At 46.9% G+C, this 17930-nt stretch carries 18 protein-coding genes and 1 other annotated feature; of the genes, 17 read left to right on the top strand and 1 reads right to left on the bottom strand.

The window, feature by feature from the left end; genetic code table 11:
• Positions 1-76 precede the first annotated feature (76 nt).
• The 17 genes from murB (at position 77) to MKY24_RS17465 (ending at position 17134) form a co-directional block, all read left to right on the top strand.
• Entirely contained in the window at positions 77-982 is a 906-nt protein-coding gene (murB, locus tag MKY24_RS17545; protein ID WP_023989446.1) for a UDP-N-acetylmuramate dehydrogenase, read from the top strand.
• Positions 972-2282 (top strand): UDP-N-acetylglucosamine 1-carboxyvinyltransferase, encoded by a 1311-nt coding sequence (gene murA / locus MKY24_RS17540; RefSeq protein ID WP_176716858.1) that lies wholly within the window; start codon positions 972-974, stop codon positions 2280-2282. Before murB ends, murA begins: the two co-directional genes overlap by 11 nt.
• A 56-nt stretch (positions 2283-2338) precedes the next feature.
• Positions 2339-3103, top strand: a complete 765-nt coding sequence (locus tag MKY24_RS17535; RefSeq protein WP_023989444.1) for an FtsQ-type POTRA domain-containing protein — start codon at positions 2339-2341, stop codon at positions 3101-3103.
• Positions 3104-3302: 199 nt separating this feature from the next.
• Complete coding sequence (ftsA, locus tag MKY24_RS17530) at positions 3303-4574, top strand: cell division protein FtsA (protein ID WP_013311085.1); 1272 nt, start codon at positions 3303-3305, stop codon at positions 4572-4574.
• A 67-nt stretch (positions 4575-4641) separates the two neighbouring features.
• Entirely contained in the window at positions 4642-5766 is a 1125-nt protein-coding gene (gene ftsZ / locus MKY24_RS17525; RefSeq protein WP_013311084.1) for a cell division protein FtsZ, read from the top strand.
• A 188-nt stretch (positions 5767-5954) separates the two neighbouring features.
• Positions 5955-6941: a sigma-E processing peptidase SpoIIGA gene (gene spoIIGA / locus MKY24_RS17520; RefSeq protein WP_023989442.1), complete on the top strand. Its 987-nt coding sequence runs from the start codon at positions 5955-5957 to the stop codon at positions 6939-6941.
• A gap of 105 nt (positions 6942-7046) precedes the next feature.
• Positions 7047-7787, top strand: a complete 741-nt coding sequence (gene sigE / locus MKY24_RS17515; RefSeq protein WP_175405300.1) for an RNA polymerase sporulation sigma factor SigE — start codon at positions 7047-7049, stop codon at positions 7785-7787.
• A 96-nt stretch (positions 7788-7883) separates the two neighbouring features.
• Positions 7884-8666 (top strand): RNA polymerase sporulation sigma factor SigG, encoded by a 783-nt coding sequence (gene sigG / locus MKY24_RS17510; RefSeq protein ID WP_007431182.1) that lies wholly within the window; start codon positions 7884-7886, stop codon positions 8664-8666.
• A gap of 111 nt (positions 8667-8777) precedes the next feature.
• Entirely contained in the window at positions 8778-9122 is a 345-nt protein-coding gene (locus tag MKY24_RS17505; protein WP_023989440.1) for a YlmC/YmxH family sporulation protein, read from the top strand.
• Between the two features lie 82 nt (positions 9123-9204).
• Positions 9205-10089: a peptidoglycan editing factor PgeF gene (pgeF, locus tag MKY24_RS17500; protein WP_339200516.1), complete on the top strand. Its 885-nt coding sequence runs from the start codon at positions 9205-9207 to the stop codon at positions 10087-10089.
• 8 nt (positions 10090-10097) lie between these two features.
• Complete coding sequence (locus MKY24_RS17495; RefSeq protein ID WP_025718637.1) at positions 10098-10799, top strand: YggS family pyridoxal phosphate-dependent enzyme; 702 nt, start codon at positions 10098-10100, stop codon at positions 10797-10799.
• Complete coding sequence (locus MKY24_RS17490) at positions 10790-11242, top strand: cell division protein SepF (protein WP_023989437.1); 453 nt, start codon at positions 10790-10792, stop codon at positions 11240-11242. The genes MKY24_RS17495 and MKY24_RS17490 overlap by 10 nt, the downstream gene beginning before the upstream one ends.
• A 7-nt stretch (positions 11243-11249) precedes the next feature.
• Positions 11250-11507, top strand: coding sequence for a YggT family protein (locus MKY24_RS17485; protein ID WP_023989436.1), 258 nt, complete (start codon positions 11250-11252; stop codon positions 11505-11507).
• A gap of 8 nt (positions 11508-11515) precedes the next feature.
• A complete protein-coding gene (locus tag MKY24_RS17480; protein ID WP_028540488.1) occupies positions 11516-12298 on the top strand; it encodes a YlmH/Sll1252 family protein in 783 nt (260 codons plus the stop codon).
• Between the two features lie 172 nt (positions 12299-12470).
• Positions 12471-12980 carry a DivIVA domain-containing protein gene (locus tag MKY24_RS17475; RefSeq protein ID WP_023989434.1) on the top strand — a complete coding sequence of 170 codons (510 nt, stop codon included), beginning with the start codon at positions 12471-12473 and terminating at the stop codon, positions 12978-12980.
• 168 nt (positions 12981-13148) lie between these two features.
• Positions 13149-13432 (top strand) — a binding site (T-box leader).
• 79 nt (positions 13433-13511) lie between these two features.
• A complete protein-coding gene (ileS, locus tag MKY24_RS17470) occupies positions 13512-16601 on the top strand; it encodes an isoleucine--tRNA ligase (RefSeq protein ID WP_053325764.1) in 3090 nt (1029 codons plus the stop codon).
• A 140-nt stretch (positions 16602-16741) separates the two neighbouring features.
• Positions 16742-17134 carry a DUF5665 domain-containing protein gene (locus MKY24_RS17465; RefSeq protein WP_230486204.1) on the top strand — a complete coding sequence of 131 codons (393 nt, stop codon included), beginning with the start codon at positions 16742-16744 and terminating at the stop codon, positions 17132-17134.
• Between the two features lie 22 nt (positions 17135-17156).
• Here MKY24_RS17465 and MKY24_RS17460 read toward each other — a convergent pair whose 3' ends face one another.
• Positions 17157-17891: a TraR/DksA C4-type zinc finger protein gene (locus MKY24_RS17460; RefSeq protein ID WP_023989431.1), complete on the bottom strand. Its 735-nt coding sequence runs from the start codon at positions 17889-17891 to the stop codon at positions 17157-17159.
• Positions 17892-17930 lie beyond the last annotated feature (39 nt).

Below are 17930 nucleotides of genomic sequence, written 5' to 3'. Positions count from 1 at the left end.
CCATCACTCAGGCTGCCGGTTGTCAGGTGAGAGCCTTATAACCATGCGGGGCAAGCAACAAGGAGGTTTCAGTACAATGCAGCAATGGATGCCATTATTAGCGGAGCATGATATCGGAAAAGTGCTGGAGCATGAGCCGCTGTCCAAATATACGACATGGAGGATTGGAGGCCCTGCGGATGCACTTGTCATCCCGGATACCAAAGAGCAGCTGGCAAGAGTATTGAAGCTGGCTAGCGAGCACGGAATTCCCTGGATGCAGTTGGGTCGGGGCTCCAACATGCTCGTCTCTGACAAAGGGATACGGGGACTTGTGATCAAGCTGGGGCCAGGATTTGATTATGTTCATTTTGAAGATGAACAGATCGTTGCTGGAGGAGGCGTTTCACTGGTCAAACTGTGCGTTATGGCCAGCAAGCAGGGCCTGTCCGGCCTTGAATTTGCTGGTGGTATCCCAGGATCAGTCGGTGGGGCTGTCTACATGAACGCCGGTGCCCATGGGTCTGATGTGTCACAAATATTCCAGTCCGCTGAGATTGTGCTGGATACAGGGGAATTGGTTGTGTACGATGCCGAGAATATGCATTTCAGCTATCGTCACTCCGTGTTGCATGAGCAACGTGGAATGGTGACAGAGGCAGTGTTTCGGATGAAGCGGGGCGACCGCGAGGAAATTTCAGCAGCACTTGCGGCTTTTAAAGACCGCCGCCGGCTGACCCAGCCGTTACAGTTAGCTTGTGCAGGAAGCGTATTCCGTAATCCTCCAGGAGACTATGCTGCTCGTCTTATTGAGAGCGCAGGTCTCAAGGGCTTGAAGGCGGGAGGCGCAGAGGTATCTGTACAGCATGCCAATTTCATTGTAAATACCGGTCAAGCGACAGCAGAGGACGTGCTTACCCTAATGAAGCATATTCAAAGTACAATATCATCTCAAACCGGCATCAAGCTAGTTCCGGAGGTTTTCGTAGTGGGTGAGCGGTAAACTCGGAGGTGATACATTGGACAAATTGGTGATTGAGGGAGGCCGTCCCCTGTCAGGCACCATACGTATCCATGGGGCAAAAAATGCGGCACTACCTATTCTTGCAGCGAGCTTACTAGCACAAGGTAAGGTAGAAATTCGGAATGTGCCCCATCTTTTAGACATTAAGGTCATGCTGCACATCCTTGAAAGACTCGGCTGTACATGCCGACATGAAGAGGAAACGGTATACGTGGATACGTCGTCCGTCCGAACGTTCCAAATTCCAGAAGATTTGATGAAGCAAATGCGCTCATCTATCTTTCTGATGGGACCGCTGCTCGCCAGATATGGAGAAGTTTCCATTTACCAGCCCGGAGGCTGCGCCATAGGCGAGCGCAAAATTGATCTTCACCTAGAGGGCTTAAAAGCTCTTGGCGCAGAGATAGAGGAAAAAGACGAGCAAATTACATTTCGAGCCCACAAGCTAATCGGCTCGGACATCCACATGGATTTCCCGAGTGTAGGTGCAACGGAAAATATTATGATGGCTGCTGCGTTGGCTGAAGGACGAACAACGATCACCAATGCAGCGAGGGAACCGGAAATTCAGGATCTACAAAACTTCTTGAATGCCATGGGAGCCCGCATTATCGGTGCTGGAACCGACACGATTACAATTACGGGGGTCAGTCGCCTCAATCCGTGTACGTATGAGGTCATTCCTGACCGCATAGTAGCTGGAACGGTTATGATCGCAGCTGCAGCTACACGAGGAAGTGTGTCGCTGACCCACTGCAATCCATCCCACTTGTCTGCTCTGATTCATGTCCTCAGGCGGGCTGGTGTTCAAATCGGCATCTTGAATGATATAATGACCGTAAGTTGTATGAGTCGTCCCAAAGCAGTGGAAAGGATCGTTACCTCCCCTTACCCGTCTTTTCCGACGGATTTGCAATCACAGGTCATGGTTCTGCTTTCCTTGGCGGACGGATTCAGTGTCATGAAAGAGACCGTCTTCGAAAGCCGATTCAAACATGTAGATGAACTAAATGTAATGGGTGCTGATATTACGGTTGATGCAAATGCTGCTTTTATAAGAGGAGTTTCTCGTCTGTACGGGGCTACGGTAGAGGCTACCGATCTGCGGGCAGGGGCTGCGCTGGTCATAGCGGGTCTAGCGGCTCAAGGATGTACCATTGTCGAGCAGGTTCATCATATTGACAGAGGGTATGACCGAATCGAACGTCTTTTCCAGGGACTGGGTGCCCGAATGAGCCGTCAGTCTCCGGTGCCGGAGCAGCTGGATTTCGTAAATTAATGCCTGTAATGTCCCTCCGTTAACGGGGGGACAAAAGGCTTTTGTGGAGAGAAGCTATGCCAAATGCTCAAATACCTGTTCTTAAAAAGAACAGAACGAAAAAAAGTACAAGCCGGAAGATTGCTATTCTTCTCATTTTGTTGTTTATCGTACTGCTTGCTGTTCTCTTTTTCCGTTCTTCGTTGAGTCGGGTTTCTGAAATTCGTTTTGATGGTAATGTATTTTCGACCCGAGATCAGCTTCTTAATCGAAGCGGTCTGGCTGTTGGAGATCAGTATTTCGGAGTCAGTTCATCCGACATCTCTGAGAAACTGCGGGAAATTCAATCGATACAGCAAGTCACAGTGGACAAGCAGTTTCCGGGGATTATTGCTATTCACATTAAAGAGTTTGCTACGGTCGCTTACGAGTTGCAGAGTGACGGGAGCCTTCGTGCTATTCTAGCGAACGGGACAAGCGTGGGCGTGGGGAGTAGCGGAATAGCCGTTGAGAAGCCTATTTTGACCAAATGGAAATCTGATGATCCGTACAAAGCGAAGCTGTGTGATGCTTTATCACGCATTCCGGGGGAATGGACAGCCGATATTTCAGAAATTATTCCCGCGCCGATTCCTTCTTTTCCGGACCGCATCAAAATGTACACACGTTCCCAGTTTGAGGTTATTACAACCGTTTCTCTACTGAATTCTAAAATCAGCTATTTGAACCAGGTGCTAGAAACAGAAGATCCAGGTTTGATCACCATGTTGGAGGCGGATTCCTACGTTCCGTTCAAACCGGATACGAGTGAAGAGGGCCAAGAAAAAGATACTACTCAGTGATGTGAAAAAATGCTAGAATTGATTTTATGGGTAATAGACTTGCCTCCTTCTTTTTTCTTCAAATTTTTATGTGACTGCAACCATAAATTGGCTTCTAAAAAATTTGTAGAAAAAAGAGGGAAAGCATGGAGTTTGTTGAATATGTACAGAGTGTGTTTAAAGAACGAAATTCATTTTGGAGTCAGGAGGTGCCACAGACTTGAGCAACAATGACATCATTGTTAGTTTGGACATCGGTACATCCAAAGTTCGGGCTATTATTGGGGAAATGAATAATGGAACCTTTAATATTATTGGAGTTGGATCTGCCGACTCGGAAGGGATTCGCAAAGGTGCAATTGTAGACATTGATCAAACCGTGCAATCAATCCGTAACGCCGTGGATCACGCAGAACGCATGGTTGGTATTCAAATAACAGAAGTGTATGTGGGGATTTCAGGCAATCATATTGGCCTGCAAAATAGTCATGGCGTAGTAGCCGTGTCCAACGAGGACCGTGAAATCGGTGAGGAGGACATTGAGCGTGTACTGAAGGCAGCTGAGGTTATTGCTGTACCACCGGAGAGAGAAATTATTGACGTGGTAGCCAAGCAGTATGTCGTGGATGGCCTTGAAGGCATTCAGGACCCTCGCGGTATGATTGGAGTTCGTCTCGAAGTAGAGGCTACGATTGTTACTGGAGGCAAGACCCCGATACATAATCTGTTGCGCTGCGTTGAGAAAGCCGGCTTGAGGATTAAAGATCTGGTCTTGCTGCCTCTTGGAGCCGGACAATTGTCTCTTTCGAAGGATGAAAAGGTGATGGGTTCGGTGCTGGTGGATATTGGTGCAGGTTCTACGAATGTTGCCATTTTCCAGGAAGGAACGATTGTTGCCACATCTACACTTCCGATTGGTGGAGAATTTGTAACCAATGATATTGCCTACGGACTGAGAACCCTTACCGATCAAGCCGAAAAAGTAAAGCTTAAGTACGGCTGCGCATGGTATGATGATGCGGCAGCCGATGTCGTCTTTAAAGTGACGCGTATCGGCAGTAACGTGGATAAGGAGTTCAACCAGCAGGATTTGGCTGCTATTATTGAGCCGAGAGTGCAGGAAATTTTTCAACTCATTCAGGCGGAAGTTAAGCGCTTGGGTTACACAGAGCTTCCGGGAGGTTATATACTTACCGGAGGCACCGTCTCCATGCCTGGTGTACTTCAGGTGGCACAAAGCGAACTGGCCGCTTCCGTAAGGATCGCCGTACCTGATTTTATCGGTGTAAGGGATCCGGGTTACACGAGCGGAGTTGGAATCTTGCATAATGCTATTCGTTACTATCGCGGAAGATCGACTAGCGTTAGCAACAGTGGCGGAAGTACCAAGAAGCCGACTAACCGAACCAAAAGCAGTAGTCCCGCTGCGGAAGGCGAGCAAAAGCAGGGGTTGATTGAACGCTTAAAAAATATGTTCAGTGAATTTATATAACGTTCATTGCTAATTATGCCAATCATGGACGGGCCATCCATGCACATTGAGGGGGAGATGGAATAGTATGTTGGAATTTGATTTTGAAATGGAGAGCTTGGCTCAAATTAAAGTGATCGGCGTCGGAGGCGGCGGCAGCAATGCGGTTAACCGAATGATCGAAAATGGTGTTCAGGGTGTGGAGTTCATCACAGTCAATACAGATGCCCAGGCACTTCATTTAGCGAAGTCTGAGCATAAGCTTCAAATTGGGGATAAGCTGACCCGCGGTCTGGGTGCCGGCGCTAACCCGGATGTGGGTAAAAAAGCGGCTGAAGAATCGCGTGAGCTCATTATGAATACGCTCAAAGGTGCGGATATGGTATTCGTAACGGCGGGAATGGGTGGCGGTACTGGAACCGGAGCGGCTCCTGTCATTGCTGAAATTGCCAAGGAATGCGGCGCGCTGACTGTAGGCGTGGTAACCCGACCATTCACGTTTGAAGGGCGTAAGCGTTCCAATCAAGCTGAACTTGGTATTGAGGGATTAAAAGAAAAAGTAGACACTTTGATAGTAATCCCGAATGACCGTTTGCTTGAAATTGTGGACAAGAAAACCCCAATGTTGGAAGCATTCCGTGAAGCAGACAATGTTCTGCGTCAGGCGGTACAAGGTATTTCAGATTTGATCGCTGTACCGGGTCTAATCAACCTCGACTTTGCTGACGTTAAGACGATCATGACGGAGCGTGGCTCCGCTTTGATGGGGATTGGTGAAGCAACTGGTGAAAATCGTGCGGCTGAAGCAGCACGCAAGGCTATCATGAGCCCGTTGTTGGAGACATCCATTGAAGGTGCTCGTGGTGTGATTATGAACATCACTGGTGGCAACAACCTGTCTCTGTATGAGGTTAATGAGGCAGCTGAAATTGTAACATCGGCTTCCGATCCGGAAGTAAACATGATTTTCGGTGCTATCATTGACGAAGAGTTGAAAGAAGAGATCAAGGTTACCGTCATTGCCACTGGCTTTGAAGGCAAGCCAAGTCAACCGGCACCGGGACGTAAACCGGCAGCCAACCCGGCTACTTCCGAATCGGCGGAAAAAGGCTCTCCTAACTTGCGTCCATTTGGTAACACTCAAAGCAGTGACCAATTAGACATTCCTACATTCTTACGTAACCGTTCGCGCAATAATAATAACGATAACTAGTTTTAATTCAGACTGCCCGCATTCTCCTTGGAGATGCGGGCTTCTTTCTGTTTTCCGCATCCTGCAGTTCAGGCGCTTCTCCTCTTTCCGACAAAATTAGTCGGTCACCGTCCCCACCGTTAGACAGACTTTGAACAGCATGACTACTATACTTAAGCCTATCCTGCAAACGCTGGGCGGGTGAAGCCTTGGTTGTTTATATCGACTTGATTTTTTTGGCCAATTTGTTCATTGATGCTGTGCTGCTGATGGTCACCGCCTGGATGAGAAAAATTCGTCCGGTGTGGTGGAGGTTGATGGCTTCAGCTGGAATCGGCGCAATGTACGTGGTCATGATGTTTGTGCCGGAACTGTCCTTTTTATTTACGTTCCTGATCAAACTGGCATTATCGGTCATAATGCTGCTGGTGGCTTTTGGATTTGGCAGCATGCAAAAGTATCTTCGTACAATGGGTGCTTTTTACATGATCAATTTTGTAGCTGCAGGTGGCATTTTGGGGATGCATTATTTTCTCCAAAATACGGGGGAATTGTTTAATGGTATCTGGTACACCGCTTCGGGAGGAATGTCTTTTGAACTGAAAATCGCATTCTGGTTTATTTTATGCGCATTTGGCGGAGTGATGCTTTTCTTTCGTATTGTGCAGTCCTCAAAGCAGCGCACAGAAAGGATGAGTGGGTTTCTGGGACAAGTGCAGGTGTGGATTGGGCAGGATCATATTGAGTGTACAGGCTTGTTGGATACAGGTAACCAGCTCTATGATCCTTTGACCCGAACCCCGGTGATGGTCATGGAGGCGGCCTTGTGGGAATCGTATTTGCCCGCCTCCTGGCTTCGAAAATGTTCTGAGGGTAATGCTGACCAACTGGTGATGGAACTGGGGGACGAATCGTTTAGCTGGCAGGATCGTGTTCGTCTCGTCCCCTATCGTGGAATTAACCGCAGTCATTCCTTTATGCTCGCCCTCAAACCAGACCGAGTAGAGGTGGTGATGAATGGGGCTCATTTTGTACATCATCGAGTGTTGATTGGCTTGGATGGGGGAACATTGTCAGCAGAGGGTAAGTATCGTGCCATCATCCACCCGGATGTAACGGCACAAGAAGAGGGCAGTGCTGATACCAACCAGAAACGAGATGCACATTTTAGTGAGCATTTTACGGAATCAGGATGACGAGCATAAACACAAAATGATGTTTGAAGGCGACGAGAAATATCCAATGGTGAAATGGGCGGAGCACAGCTGGAATTGCACTATTTTCAAAAGGGGGAGAATGATATGTGGGAACAGATGAAATTGAAGATGAAAATTAGGCTAGCGTTGCAATTGCAATATTATCGTATTTTATTTTTATTTGGGCTGAAAAGTGAAGAAATTTATTATATTGGCGGCAGCGAGGCGCTCCCCCCACCGCTGACGAGAGACGAAGAAGAATATTTGCTGGGGAAACTTTCTTCTGGAGATGCAGCAGTACGGTCGATGCTAATCGAAAGAAATTTGCGGTTAGTCGTATATATTGCCCGTAAATTTGAGAATACGGGAATCAACATTGAGGATCTCGTATCCATTGGTGCTATTGGACTAATCAAAGCGGTTAACACTTTTGATCCAGAGAAGAAAATCAAACTTGCGACATATGCGTCTCGATGCATTGAGAATGAGATTTTGATGTATTTGCGTCGCAATAGTAAAACGAGAACGGAAGTTTCTTTTGATGAGCCTCTGAATATTGATTGGGACGGTAATGAATTATTGCTTTCCGATGTGATGGGGACGGAAAATGATACCATTTACCGTAATATTGAGGAGCAGGTGGACCGAAAATTATTGCATAAGGCACTGGATAAGTTGACGGATCGAGAGCGTTTGATTATGGAGCTGCGCTTCGGCTTACAAGACGGAGAAGAGAAGACACAGAAGGATGTTGCTGACCTGTTGGGTATCTCGCAATCGTATATTTCGCGTCTGGAAAAGCGAATTATAAAGCGCTTACGAAAAGAATTTAATAAAATGGTATAATGCATGGGTATATCCGGAAGCGATGGAAACGGCGAATAAAAAAATGCCCTCAGGAGATAATGTACATTAATGTTGCTCCTTGGGAGGTAAGACACGATGACCCGAAATAAAGTGGAAATTTGCGGTGTGGATACCGCCAAACTGCCGGTATTAACCAATGCAGAAATGCGCGAGTTGTTCACATCACTTCAGCAAAATAATGAACGATCAGCCAGAGAAAAATTGGTCAACGGCAATCTCCGACTCGTCCTGAGTGTGATTCAACGATTTAACAATCGGGGAGAGTTTGTGGACGATTTGTTCCAGGTAGGATGTATCGGCCTAATGAAGGCGATTGATAATTTTGACCTTTCGCAAAACGTAAAGTTCTCCACTTATGCGGTGCCGATGATTATCGGAGAGATCCGCCGTTATTTGCGGGATAACAATCCGATCCGTGTATCTCGTTCGTTACGGGATATTGCATATAAGGCGCTTCAGGTGCGGGACAGTCTGACGAATCTGAACTCGCGAGAACCAACGATTTTTGAAATTTCAGAGGCACTGAATGTGCCCAAAGAAGACGTTGTGTTCGCGTTGGATGCGATTCAGGATCCGGTTTCGCTGTTCGAGCCGATATATCACGACGGGGGCGACCCAATCTATGTGATGGATCAGATCAGTGATGACAGAAATAAAGACGTCTCATGGATTGAGGAAATCGCTCTGCGGGAAGCGATGCATCGCCTGGGCCAGCGTGAAAAGATGATATTGTCTATGCGTTTTTATGAAGGAAAGACGCAAATGGAGGTTGCCGACGAAATCGGTATCTCTCAAGCCCAGGTTTCAAGATTAGAGAAGTCGGCTATACAGCAAATGCAAAAACATGTAAAGTCCTAATGAAATGAATGCTTGAATGATTCAGCGATAAAAACGATCCTACCGGATCGTTTTTGCGTTTACAGGACATTTTTTGGGCTCTTCCGCTCATATAGTGAAATAAAGGATGTGATGCGTGTGAGTGCACCGGAAACGTCAGTAAGAGCAATGAAAATTTCCGAGTTTCAAACCAAGGATGTCATTAACATTGTAGATGGAAGACGTCTGGGACAAATCAGTGATTTGGAGATTGACGTGCGGCAGGGGAAAATTGAAGCCATTGTGGTTCCAGGCAGCAGTCGTTTTATGGGCTGGTTTGGAGGCGGAAGCGAGTTGGTCATTCCGTGGCGCAACATTGTGAAAATTGGTTCGGATGTTGTGCTTGTACGACTGGAAGGATTGCATGAGCCGCCGGGTGAAGGGGAGGAAAAGTTGTATATCGAACGTCAAGAGCGGAGTGACCGACGGGGCTTCTGAACTTGCAGATCTACGTATTTTAGTGTGTTGTGAAGACACGGCGGCGGCTTTTTGGTACACTGGGCAGTAGAGGTGAGAATGAATGGAACCATTTGTAGTGAACACCGAGGCTACGGGGGCTGCGCTTATGAAAGATGGCGGACGTCCCGTACCGGAGTTGTTATATATTCAATCTTGGGAGCGGCAGGTTCAGGGATTAACAGCGGGTTTTACAGGTCGTCATGGCGGTGTCAGTGAGGTGCCCTACGCTAGTCTGAACTGTGCGTTCCATGTAGGGGATGACCCCGAGCAAGTTATTCGTAACCGTCGGCTCATTGCTGAGCAGCTTGGCTTTGCTGCTGAAGCGTGGACGTGCGGTGAACAGGTTCATGGTCATCATGTTGCCGTGGTCAAGGCTGCTGATCGCGGGCGAGGCTTTATGGATCGTGCATCCGCTTTTCAGGACACAGATGGACTTTTGACGAATGTACCTGGCATTTTGCTGACGTCCTTTTATGCAGACTGTGTACCATTATATTTTTGTGATCCAGTGCGCCGTGTGATTGGGTTGGCGCATGCAGGCTGGAAGGGAACCGTTGCGGAAATCGCATTGAAAATGGTACAGACCATGCAAAACGAATATGGATCTCAGCCGTCTGATATACTAGCAGCTATTGGTCCTTCCATTGGTTCTGAATCCTATGAGGTGGATGAGCACGTGATGAGCCAAATTCGGGTTTTGGAGTATGATTGCCCGGGTAATGATAAATGGGAAGGTTCTGTTTACTTCCCCTTAACCAACGGAAAAACACTACTTGACTTGAAACAATGCAATCGACACATTATGATGAAAGCAGGAATATTGCCGAGCCATATCGAATGTACTACCTTATGCACGAGTAGCCGTAGCGATTTGTTTTTTTCATATCGCAAAGAAGGCGGCGTCACAGGAAGAATGGCGAGTTGGATTGGTCTGGAAGAGAGGTGAGTCCTCCCGTGTCTTTGGAGGAACGAATTAAAGAAGTGAATGCCCGTGTAGAAGCGGCATGTGCCCGAAGCGGACGTTCGCGTGATGAAGTTAATGTGATCGCTGTCACGAAATATGTTTCGGCGGCGACAATGACATCGGTATTGGATAGCGACTTAGAGCATGTGGGCGAAAATCGCTGGCAGGATGCTGCGGATAAATGGAGCAAGTTGGGTGACCGGGGAACGTGGCATTTTATTGGTCATCTCCAAACGAATAAGGTTAAAGATGTGATTGGAAAATTTAAATTTATACATTCGCTTGACCGCTTATCGCTCGCTCAGGAATTGGACAAGAAGGCAGCCGCTCTGGGACTGCGAGTTAAAGCTTTTGTGCAAGTCAATATTTCTGGGGAAATATCCAAATATGGCTTGTCCTCTGAGGCGGTTGTCCCCTTTTTGGAACAAATTCGCGAGTTGGAGCATGTGGACGTGATTGGCTTGATGACGATGGCTCCTCATGAGGAAGACCCGGAAAAAACTCGGCCTGTGTTTCGGGGATTACGTGAATTACGGGATAGGTTAAATGGACAAGCCTTGACCAGAGAACCCATCGTTCACTTGTCTATGGGGATGTCCAATGATTTTGAAGTGGCGGTTGAAGAGGGAGCGACCTGGCTGCGGCTTGGTTCCGTACTGGTCGGACGAGAGGAGGATTTCCATTGGGCGTAATGAATAAGTTCATGAACTTTCTGGGGCTTCAGGAAGAAGAGGAAGTTATAGAGCGAGAGGTTATGAATACGCCGGAAGATCAAGAAATTGAAACCCCAAGCTTTGATAAACGTAAGAACCAGAAGAGCACTAATGTTGTCAGCATCCATTCACAGAAAAATGTGAAAGTTGTCCTGTATGAGCCGCGTTCTTATGATGAAGCACAGGAAATTGCCGACCATATCCGTTCCCATCGCACTGTCGTAGTTAATTTGCAACGAATTCGCAAGGATCAGGCGCTGCGCATTATTGATTTTTTGAGTGGTACTGTGTATGCACTGGGTGGTGGTATTTCCAAGGTCGGGAACAATATTTTTCTGTGTACACCAGATACGGTTGAGATTCAAGGCTCTATTACGGAAATACTGGCTGACACTGAACAAGAACTTAACAGAATGAGGTGAACTTTTCTTGATCGAGGTAATTTACTGGCTATTTCAGATTTATTCGTACATGATCATTGCATATGTTCTGCTGTCATGGCTTCCTAATGCCAGAGAGAGTGTAATTGGTGATTTACTTGCCAAGTTTGTGGAGCCGTATTTGTCTCCTTTTCGCAGGTTTATACCGCCAATCTTCGGGATGATTGATATTTCACCCATCGTTGCGCTGATTGCTCTGCGTTTTGCGTCATACGGTTTGATTTCTTTGATTGGTAATTTCGTCTAGGAGGAGTTATGCGAACTGAGATTTATGAGCATTTTCACCCGGATGAACGGGATTATGTGGATCGCGCTTCCGAATGGATCAGTCATGCGGGAGCTTATCATGAGCAGAAGCTGACTGATTTTTTGGACCCGCGCCAACAGTACATATTGGAGACACTTGCTTCGAAGGAAGACAAGGTCACGATTAGGGTAGATGGCGGATACATGGCTTCGGAACGAAAGCGGGCGCTTATTGCGCCCGATTATTCGTATTTGGACGGTGAGGAGATGGGGATTCAGGTCCTTTCCATCACATCTGACGATCATAAAATAGGTACCCTTGAGCACGGTGATTATCTAGGTGCCCTACTGGGACTTGGAATCAAACGTGGGAAAATCGGGGACATTCATGTACTTGATGATGGGTGCCATGTATTGGTAGCTTCAGAGATTGTCGATTTTATGACGATGCATTTGCAGCAGGTACATCGTGTCCATGTATGGACAGAACTGTTGCCTGTAGCGAGTCTGCGAACGAAGGAAGTTGCATTAGAGGCGCTAGATCTGACTGTCGCTTCTTTACGACTGGACGGTATTGCCAGCGATGTATACAAGCTAAGCCGCAGTAAAATATTAACACCGATTCGGGCGGGACGGTGCCGGGTAAATTGGAAGGTGGAGGAGAATCCATCCACTCCACTTAAAGCTGGGGACGTTATTTCCATGCAGGGTTTTGGGCGTTTCAAAGTGCTTGAAACAGACGGGATGACAAAAAAGGGAAGATTCCGTGTCAAAATTGGTAAGTTTGTATAGCTGTAGGCAGGAATCACGAGCTTTCTGTCGAAAGAATTAAGCTATAGCGAAGAACTGGAACGATTTTGCTCTGTACAGTATTCACAAAACGGGGTATGATGACCGATAGATGATAGTGAGCGTCGTGACGCGGAAAATGTATTTTTTGTCAATCTTATAGGAGGTGGACGGCATGCCATTAACGCCATTGGATATACATAACAAGGAATTTGCCCGCCGGCTTCGCGGTTATGATGAGGATCAGGTTAATGAATTTTTGGATCAGGTGATCAAAGATTACGAGGGCGTTATTCGTGAAAATAAAGAACTGAGCACCGAGTTGTTGAACGTACAGGAGAAGCTCGATCATTTCGCGACCATTGAGGATACGCTGAGTAAGACGATTATCGTGGCGCAGGAAGCGGCTGATGAAGTTCGTAACAACGCCAAGAAAGAATCCCAACTGATCGTGAAGGAAGCGGAAAAAAATGCGGACCGTATTGTGAACGAAGCATTATCTAAATCCCGCAAGATCGCGTTGGAGGTTGAAGAACTGAAGAAGCAGGCATCGATTTACCGAGCACGGTTTCGTACACTGGTGGAAGCACAGCTTGACTTGTTAAGCCAAGACGGCTGGGAAGCCCTTGAAAACCGGGAACGCGAAGTACTGGAGCGCGAGCGTGAGATGAAAGAAATTTACTAATTTCATTTCTGACAAGCTTTTATTAGGCTTTGTTAGGGTTGACTTTTATCTTTAAACAGGCTATAACTGTAAATACTATACTGAATTCAATGATTATCCGTCCGTCGGCTGATGGTTGTTATTCAAGGCAACGATGTTGCTGATTTAATATTCGATGAATTTAACATGTTTAATTCGTTGATGGGAACGAGTACGTCATGATTTGTCCCTCAGAGAGTTGGCCTTCCGGTGCAAGCCAACGTTCAGAACATGACCGAAGATCCTCCCGGAGAAGTGAGCTGAAGCGCTTAAGATTTTTTATGGCGTGTGTAAGCAATCACCGTTTGCCATGCGTTATAATGGCGCCCTGCTGTAGTTGAGTGGGGCTCAGAGAGCCGTGATGAGACTGTATTTTAGAATGGTCTGTTTTTACGGAATCAGGGTGGTAACGCGAGCACAGTCTCGTCCCTTTACAGGGATGGGGCTTTTTTTGTTGCTTTTTTTAGGAAATGCTAGGGAAATCAATGATGAGCAGAGAGGGAGTATGACAGTATGAACAGAGTGGATGTTAAAGAAAAAGCACGGTCCCGTGACCTGCGCATCCTGAGCAAATGGAAACAAGAGGACACATTCCGTAAATCCATAACAAATCGTGAAGGAAAGCCCAATTTTGTGTTTTATGAGGGCCCGCCAACAGCTAACGGTAAACCGCATATCGGTCACGTGCTGGGCCGTGTAATTAAGGATTTTGTAGGTCGCTATCAGACAATGAAGGGATACCGCGTCGTACGTAAGGCAGGCTGGGACACGCATGGCTTGCCGGTAGAATTGGGTGTACAAAAGCAACTGGGAATCTCCCACAAACCTGAAATTGAAGAATATGGCGTTGAAAAGTTTATTAAAAAATGTAAGGCAAGCGTGTTTGAGTACGAGCAACAATGGCGTGATCTAACCGAAGCGATCGGATACTGGACTGACCTCGATAACCCGTACATTACATTGGATAATAACTATATCGAGAGCGTATGGAACATTTTGGCGACAATTCATGAAAAAGATCTGCTGTATCGTGGTCATCGTGTGAGTCCGTATTGCCCGGATTGTCAGACGACGCTAAGTTCTCATGAAGTAGCGCAGGGCTACAAAGATGTGAAGGATCTGAGTGCCACTGCCAAATTCAAGTTGCATAGCAGTGGTGAATATGTACTGGCTTGGACCACAACACCTTGGACCTTGCCGAGTCACGTGGCGCTCGCCGTCAACCCTGAACTGGAATATGCACGTGTGAAGCAGGAAGACGGTGTATACATCGTTGCTAAAAATCTGGTTGAGGACGTAATTAAAGGCGATCATGAAGTGATTGGCACACTATCCGGTTCAGAACTGGTTGGCCAAACGTATACCCCGCCATTTACGTATTTTCAGGTTGAGAAGGGTAATCAGATTCTGGGTGCGAAGTTCGTAACAGACTCCAGTGGTACAGGTATCGTTCATATGGCTCCAGCGCATGGTGAGGATGATTACCGGGTATGTCGTGAAAATGGTGTTGAATTCATCAACGTAGTGGATCTCCAAGGTAACTATGTAGAGGAAATCACTGATTTTGCAGGCCGTTTTGTAAAAGACTGTGATGTAGATATTGTTAAAATGCTGTCCGAAAAAGGCTTGCTGTACAGCAAGGAAAAATACGAGCATAGCTATCCGTTCTGCTGGCGCTGCGATACTCCATTATTGTACTATGCTATGGACAGCTGGTTTATCAAAACAACTGCGATCAAGGATCAACTGATTGCCAACAACAGCGAAGTCGAATGGTACCCGGGGCATATACGTGAAGGACGTTTTGGCAAGTTTTTGGAGGAACTGGTGGATTGGAACATCAGTCGCGATCGCTATTGGGGTACACCGCTAAACATCTGGGTTTGTGAAGAAACTGGAGAACAGTTCGCTCCACATAGTATTGCTGAATTGAGGGAACGTGCGATTGGCGTTGTACCAGCGGACATCGAGCTGCACAAACCATATGTAGATGATATTAAGGTTCGTAGCCAATGCGGTAAATACGAGATGACTCGTACACCGGAAGTAATCGACGTATGGTTCGATAGTGGCTCTATGCCGTTTGCACAGCATCATTATCCTTTTGAAAATAATGAAACGTTCGAGCAGCAATTTCCGGCAGATATGATCTGCGAAGGGATTGACCAGACTCGTGGCTGGTTCTATAGCTTGCTTGCGGTTTCGACTATGCTGACTGGCAAAGCTCCTTATAAAGCTGTCATGGCGACAGGCCATGTACTGGATGAGCAGGGGCAGAAAATGTCTAAATCCAAGGGTAATGTTATTGATCCGTGGGAAGTGATTGACGAGTACGGTACAGATGCTTTCCGCTGGGCATTGCTGTCTGATAGTGCACCATGGAATAGCAAACGTTTTTCCAAAGGCATTGTAGGTGAGGCTAAATCGAAGCTGGTGGATACGCTTGTAAATACACACGCTTTTCTGACTTTGTATGCGGATATCGACGGATTTGATCCGGCACAGCATCCGTTCAAACCATCGGCTCATAAGTTGGATCGTTGGATTTTGTCCCGTCTGAACAGCCTCATTTTGGTAGTGGACAAAGCGCTGGCTGTAAATGACTTCCTGAACTCATCTAAAGCAATTGAATCGTTTGTTGATGAGCTGAGCAACTGGTATATCCGTCGTTCACGCGACCGATTCTGGGGCAATGGTCTTACAGAAGATAAGCTGGATGCATACCGTACACTGACTGAGGTGCTGTTAACGACTGCCAAACTGCTTGCGCCGTTTACACCACTGCTTGCAGAGGATATTTACCTCAACCTAAGCAACGGGGAAAGTGTTCATCTGGATGATTATCCGACTGCCAATGAGTCCTTGATCGATTTGGAACTGGAACGAGATATGGAAACGGCACGCCGTGTCGTTGAATTGGCGCGTAACGTCCGCAACGAAACGGGTTTGAAAACGCGTCAACCGTTGTCCGAGTTGATTCTGTCCATGGATCAGGACTTTGAACTGAGTGGCTATGAGGAAATCATCAAAGATGAGATTAACGTGAAGCATATTCATGTTGAGACGGACGATAGCGGCTTTGTAGATTTTACACTGAAACTGAATTTGAAAGTAGCAGGCAAGAAATACGGCAAAAATGTCGGTTTCCTACAAAACTTTTTCAAAGGAATGTCTGCTGAGGATACTCGTTCTGTTGTAGAAAAAGGAGTGTTAAACGTCGCTTCTCCAGAAGGTGAAGAGCTGCAAGTTACGGCCGAAGAACTGCTGGTGGAGAAAAAAGCGAAAGAAGGCTTCGCTTCTGCTTCCGGTTATGGCTTAACGGTAGCGTTGAACACAGACATTACGCCAGAGCTGGAGCAAGAGGGTTGGGTACGTGAAGTGGTTCGTGCGGTACAGGATTATCGTAAAAAACTGGATCTGCCGATTGAAAAGTATGTGGCGTTGACGTTGGATGTAGATAACGAGCTGCGTCAGGCCATCGAAAGCTTCGATTCTGTGTTGCGTGAGAACGTATTGGTTACTACTGTGACATTTGGTCAAGCCGAACCGGTAGAACATGTGGATGTGAACGGTAAAACCATCGGCGTTCATATTGGAGAATAATTACAAGCCCCCTGTCCCATAATACAATAACAGGCAGCATATAAAAACGAGCCTAAGCATCGGAAACGGTTTTTCTCCGTTACGTGCTTCGGCTCGTTTGCTGCGTTCAGGGCAGCCATGGGAAAAGGGGGATTGTGCATATGACGGCACGATCAAGGCGTAGACAGGGGAGAAGTCTCCGAGGGATGAACGGAGAGGGAGCTGCCGTAGCCGCAGATAAAAGCAAAACAGGTAATCAGGCAGAGCAATTAAGTCGTGTTGAAAAGCTGATACGTGCTGTGTCAGAGCAGATGGAACGGACACGTATTGCAGATTATGCTTTGCTGCTGAACAAGCCTTGGCGATTACTTTGGCTAAATCTAATATCAGGCGTTTCCAGGGGAATCGGCATCGCGCTAGGTTTTACTTTTTTTGCCGCTACCATTATTTATGTGCTGCAAGTGCTCGGAGCGTTGAATTTGCCGATTATCGGTGATTATATCGCTGATATTGTACGAATTGTACAACGACAATTGGAGCTTACTACCTATTAGGCAGCGATCTCCACTTTGAAGTTCACGATTCGTCTTCGTGCGTATCCGGCTCCAGTAGACCTTCGCCCTCGCCATCTTCGATATAACGCTGATAAATGGAACTACGAATAACGGAAACATTTTGTCCATAAATGTCAGTAGCAACAAAGCTTTCGTATGGTTCTACGAAGCCCATATTATCGTCGCCTGCTTCAATTTCCATATCATCATAACTGTGGATTTCTCTACTTTCGGCCATGGCTGGTGTGTTAGAGGTACCCCAATTTTCGACGATCTGCCATGCATCTTCACCGTCGAAGCCGTTTTGATCATCACGCTCATCCAGACTTGTTCTGCCGAACGAGGGAGCGAGAAATTCTTCCTCCACTGGGCGGCGGTTAGACACTTCTGTTTCGGGACTGTACTCTTTACAGTAAATGGTATAGGGAACAGCCAGTAGGCGCTCATAGGGAATGGGTTTACCGCTGGCGGCACAAATGCCATACGTCCCCTTTTCCATGGCCATCAGAGCTGATTCGATGCGTTCTAATTGGAATTCGTCGTGCTCCAGTAAGGAAATATCCTTGGCTCGCTCGTAGGTTTCGGTAGCCAGATCTCCTGGGTGGTTATCAATAGGAGAAAGCTCGCCGGTTTGATCGCGTTGGGAATCGCCGAGTCCGTAATGGCCGTTGTCCTGCAAACGATGCTCAATTTCTTTTTTGCGTTCCAGCAGTTCGTTACGCAAGCCCTGCAATTGTTGCTCCGTCAATGGGGACATGGAATCCTCTCCTTGTTCTAGGTTTACATGCGCATGCGT

Origin of the sequence: Paenibacillus sp. FSL P2-0322, from assembly GCF_037975315.1 — a bacterium.
GTDB lineage: Bacteria > Bacillota > Bacilli > Paenibacillales > Paenibacillaceae > Paenibacillus > Paenibacillus polymyxa_B.
The sequence above is the reverse complement of the archived record's forward strand: the minus strand, read 5'-3'. Positions and strand labels throughout refer to the sequence as shown.

Coding starts and splice junctions, on each gene's coding strand:
- sigG (WP_007431182.1), top strand. CDS start 7,884: ATGACCCGAAATAAAGTGGAAATTTGCGGTGTGGATACCGCCAAACTG.
- murB (WP_023989446.1), top strand. CDS start 77: ATGCAGCAATGGATGCCATTATTAGCGGAGCATGATATCGGAAAAGTG.
- MKY24_RS17535 (WP_023989444.1), top strand. CDS start 2,339: ATGCCAAATGCTCAAATACCTGTTCTTAAAAAGAACAGAACGAAAAAA.
- ftsZ (WP_013311084.1), top strand. CDS start 4,642: ATGTTGGAATTTGATTTTGAAATGGAGAGCTTGGCTCAAATTAAAGTG.
- pgeF (WP_339200516.1), top strand. CDS start 9,205: ATGGAACCATTTGTAGTGAACACCGAGGCTACGGGGGCTGCGCTTATG.
- MKY24_RS17465 (WP_230486204.1), top strand. CDS start 16,742: ATGACGGCACGATCAAGGCGTAGACAGGGGAGAAGTCTCCGAGGGATG.
- ileS (WP_053325764.1), top strand. CDS start 13,512: ATGAACAGAGTGGATGTTAAAGAAAAAGCACGGTCCCGTGACCTGCGC.
- MKY24_RS17460 (WP_023989431.1), bottom strand. CDS start 17,891: ATGTCCCCATTGACGGAGCAACAATTGCAGGGCTTGCGTAACGAACTG.
- MKY24_RS17505 (WP_023989440.1), top strand. CDS start 8,778: ATGCGTGTGAGTGCACCGGAAACGTCAGTAAGAGCAATGAAAATTTCC.
- MKY24_RS17475 (WP_023989434.1), top strand. CDS start 12,471: ATGCCATTAACGCCATTGGATATACATAACAAGGAATTTGCCCGCCGG.
- MKY24_RS17480 (WP_028540488.1), top strand. CDS start 11,516: ATGCGAACTGAGATTTATGAGCATTTTCACCCGGATGAACGGGATTAT.
- sigE (WP_175405300.1), top strand. CDS start 7,047: ATGTGGGAACAGATGAAATTGAAGATGAAAATTAGGCTAGCGTTGCAA.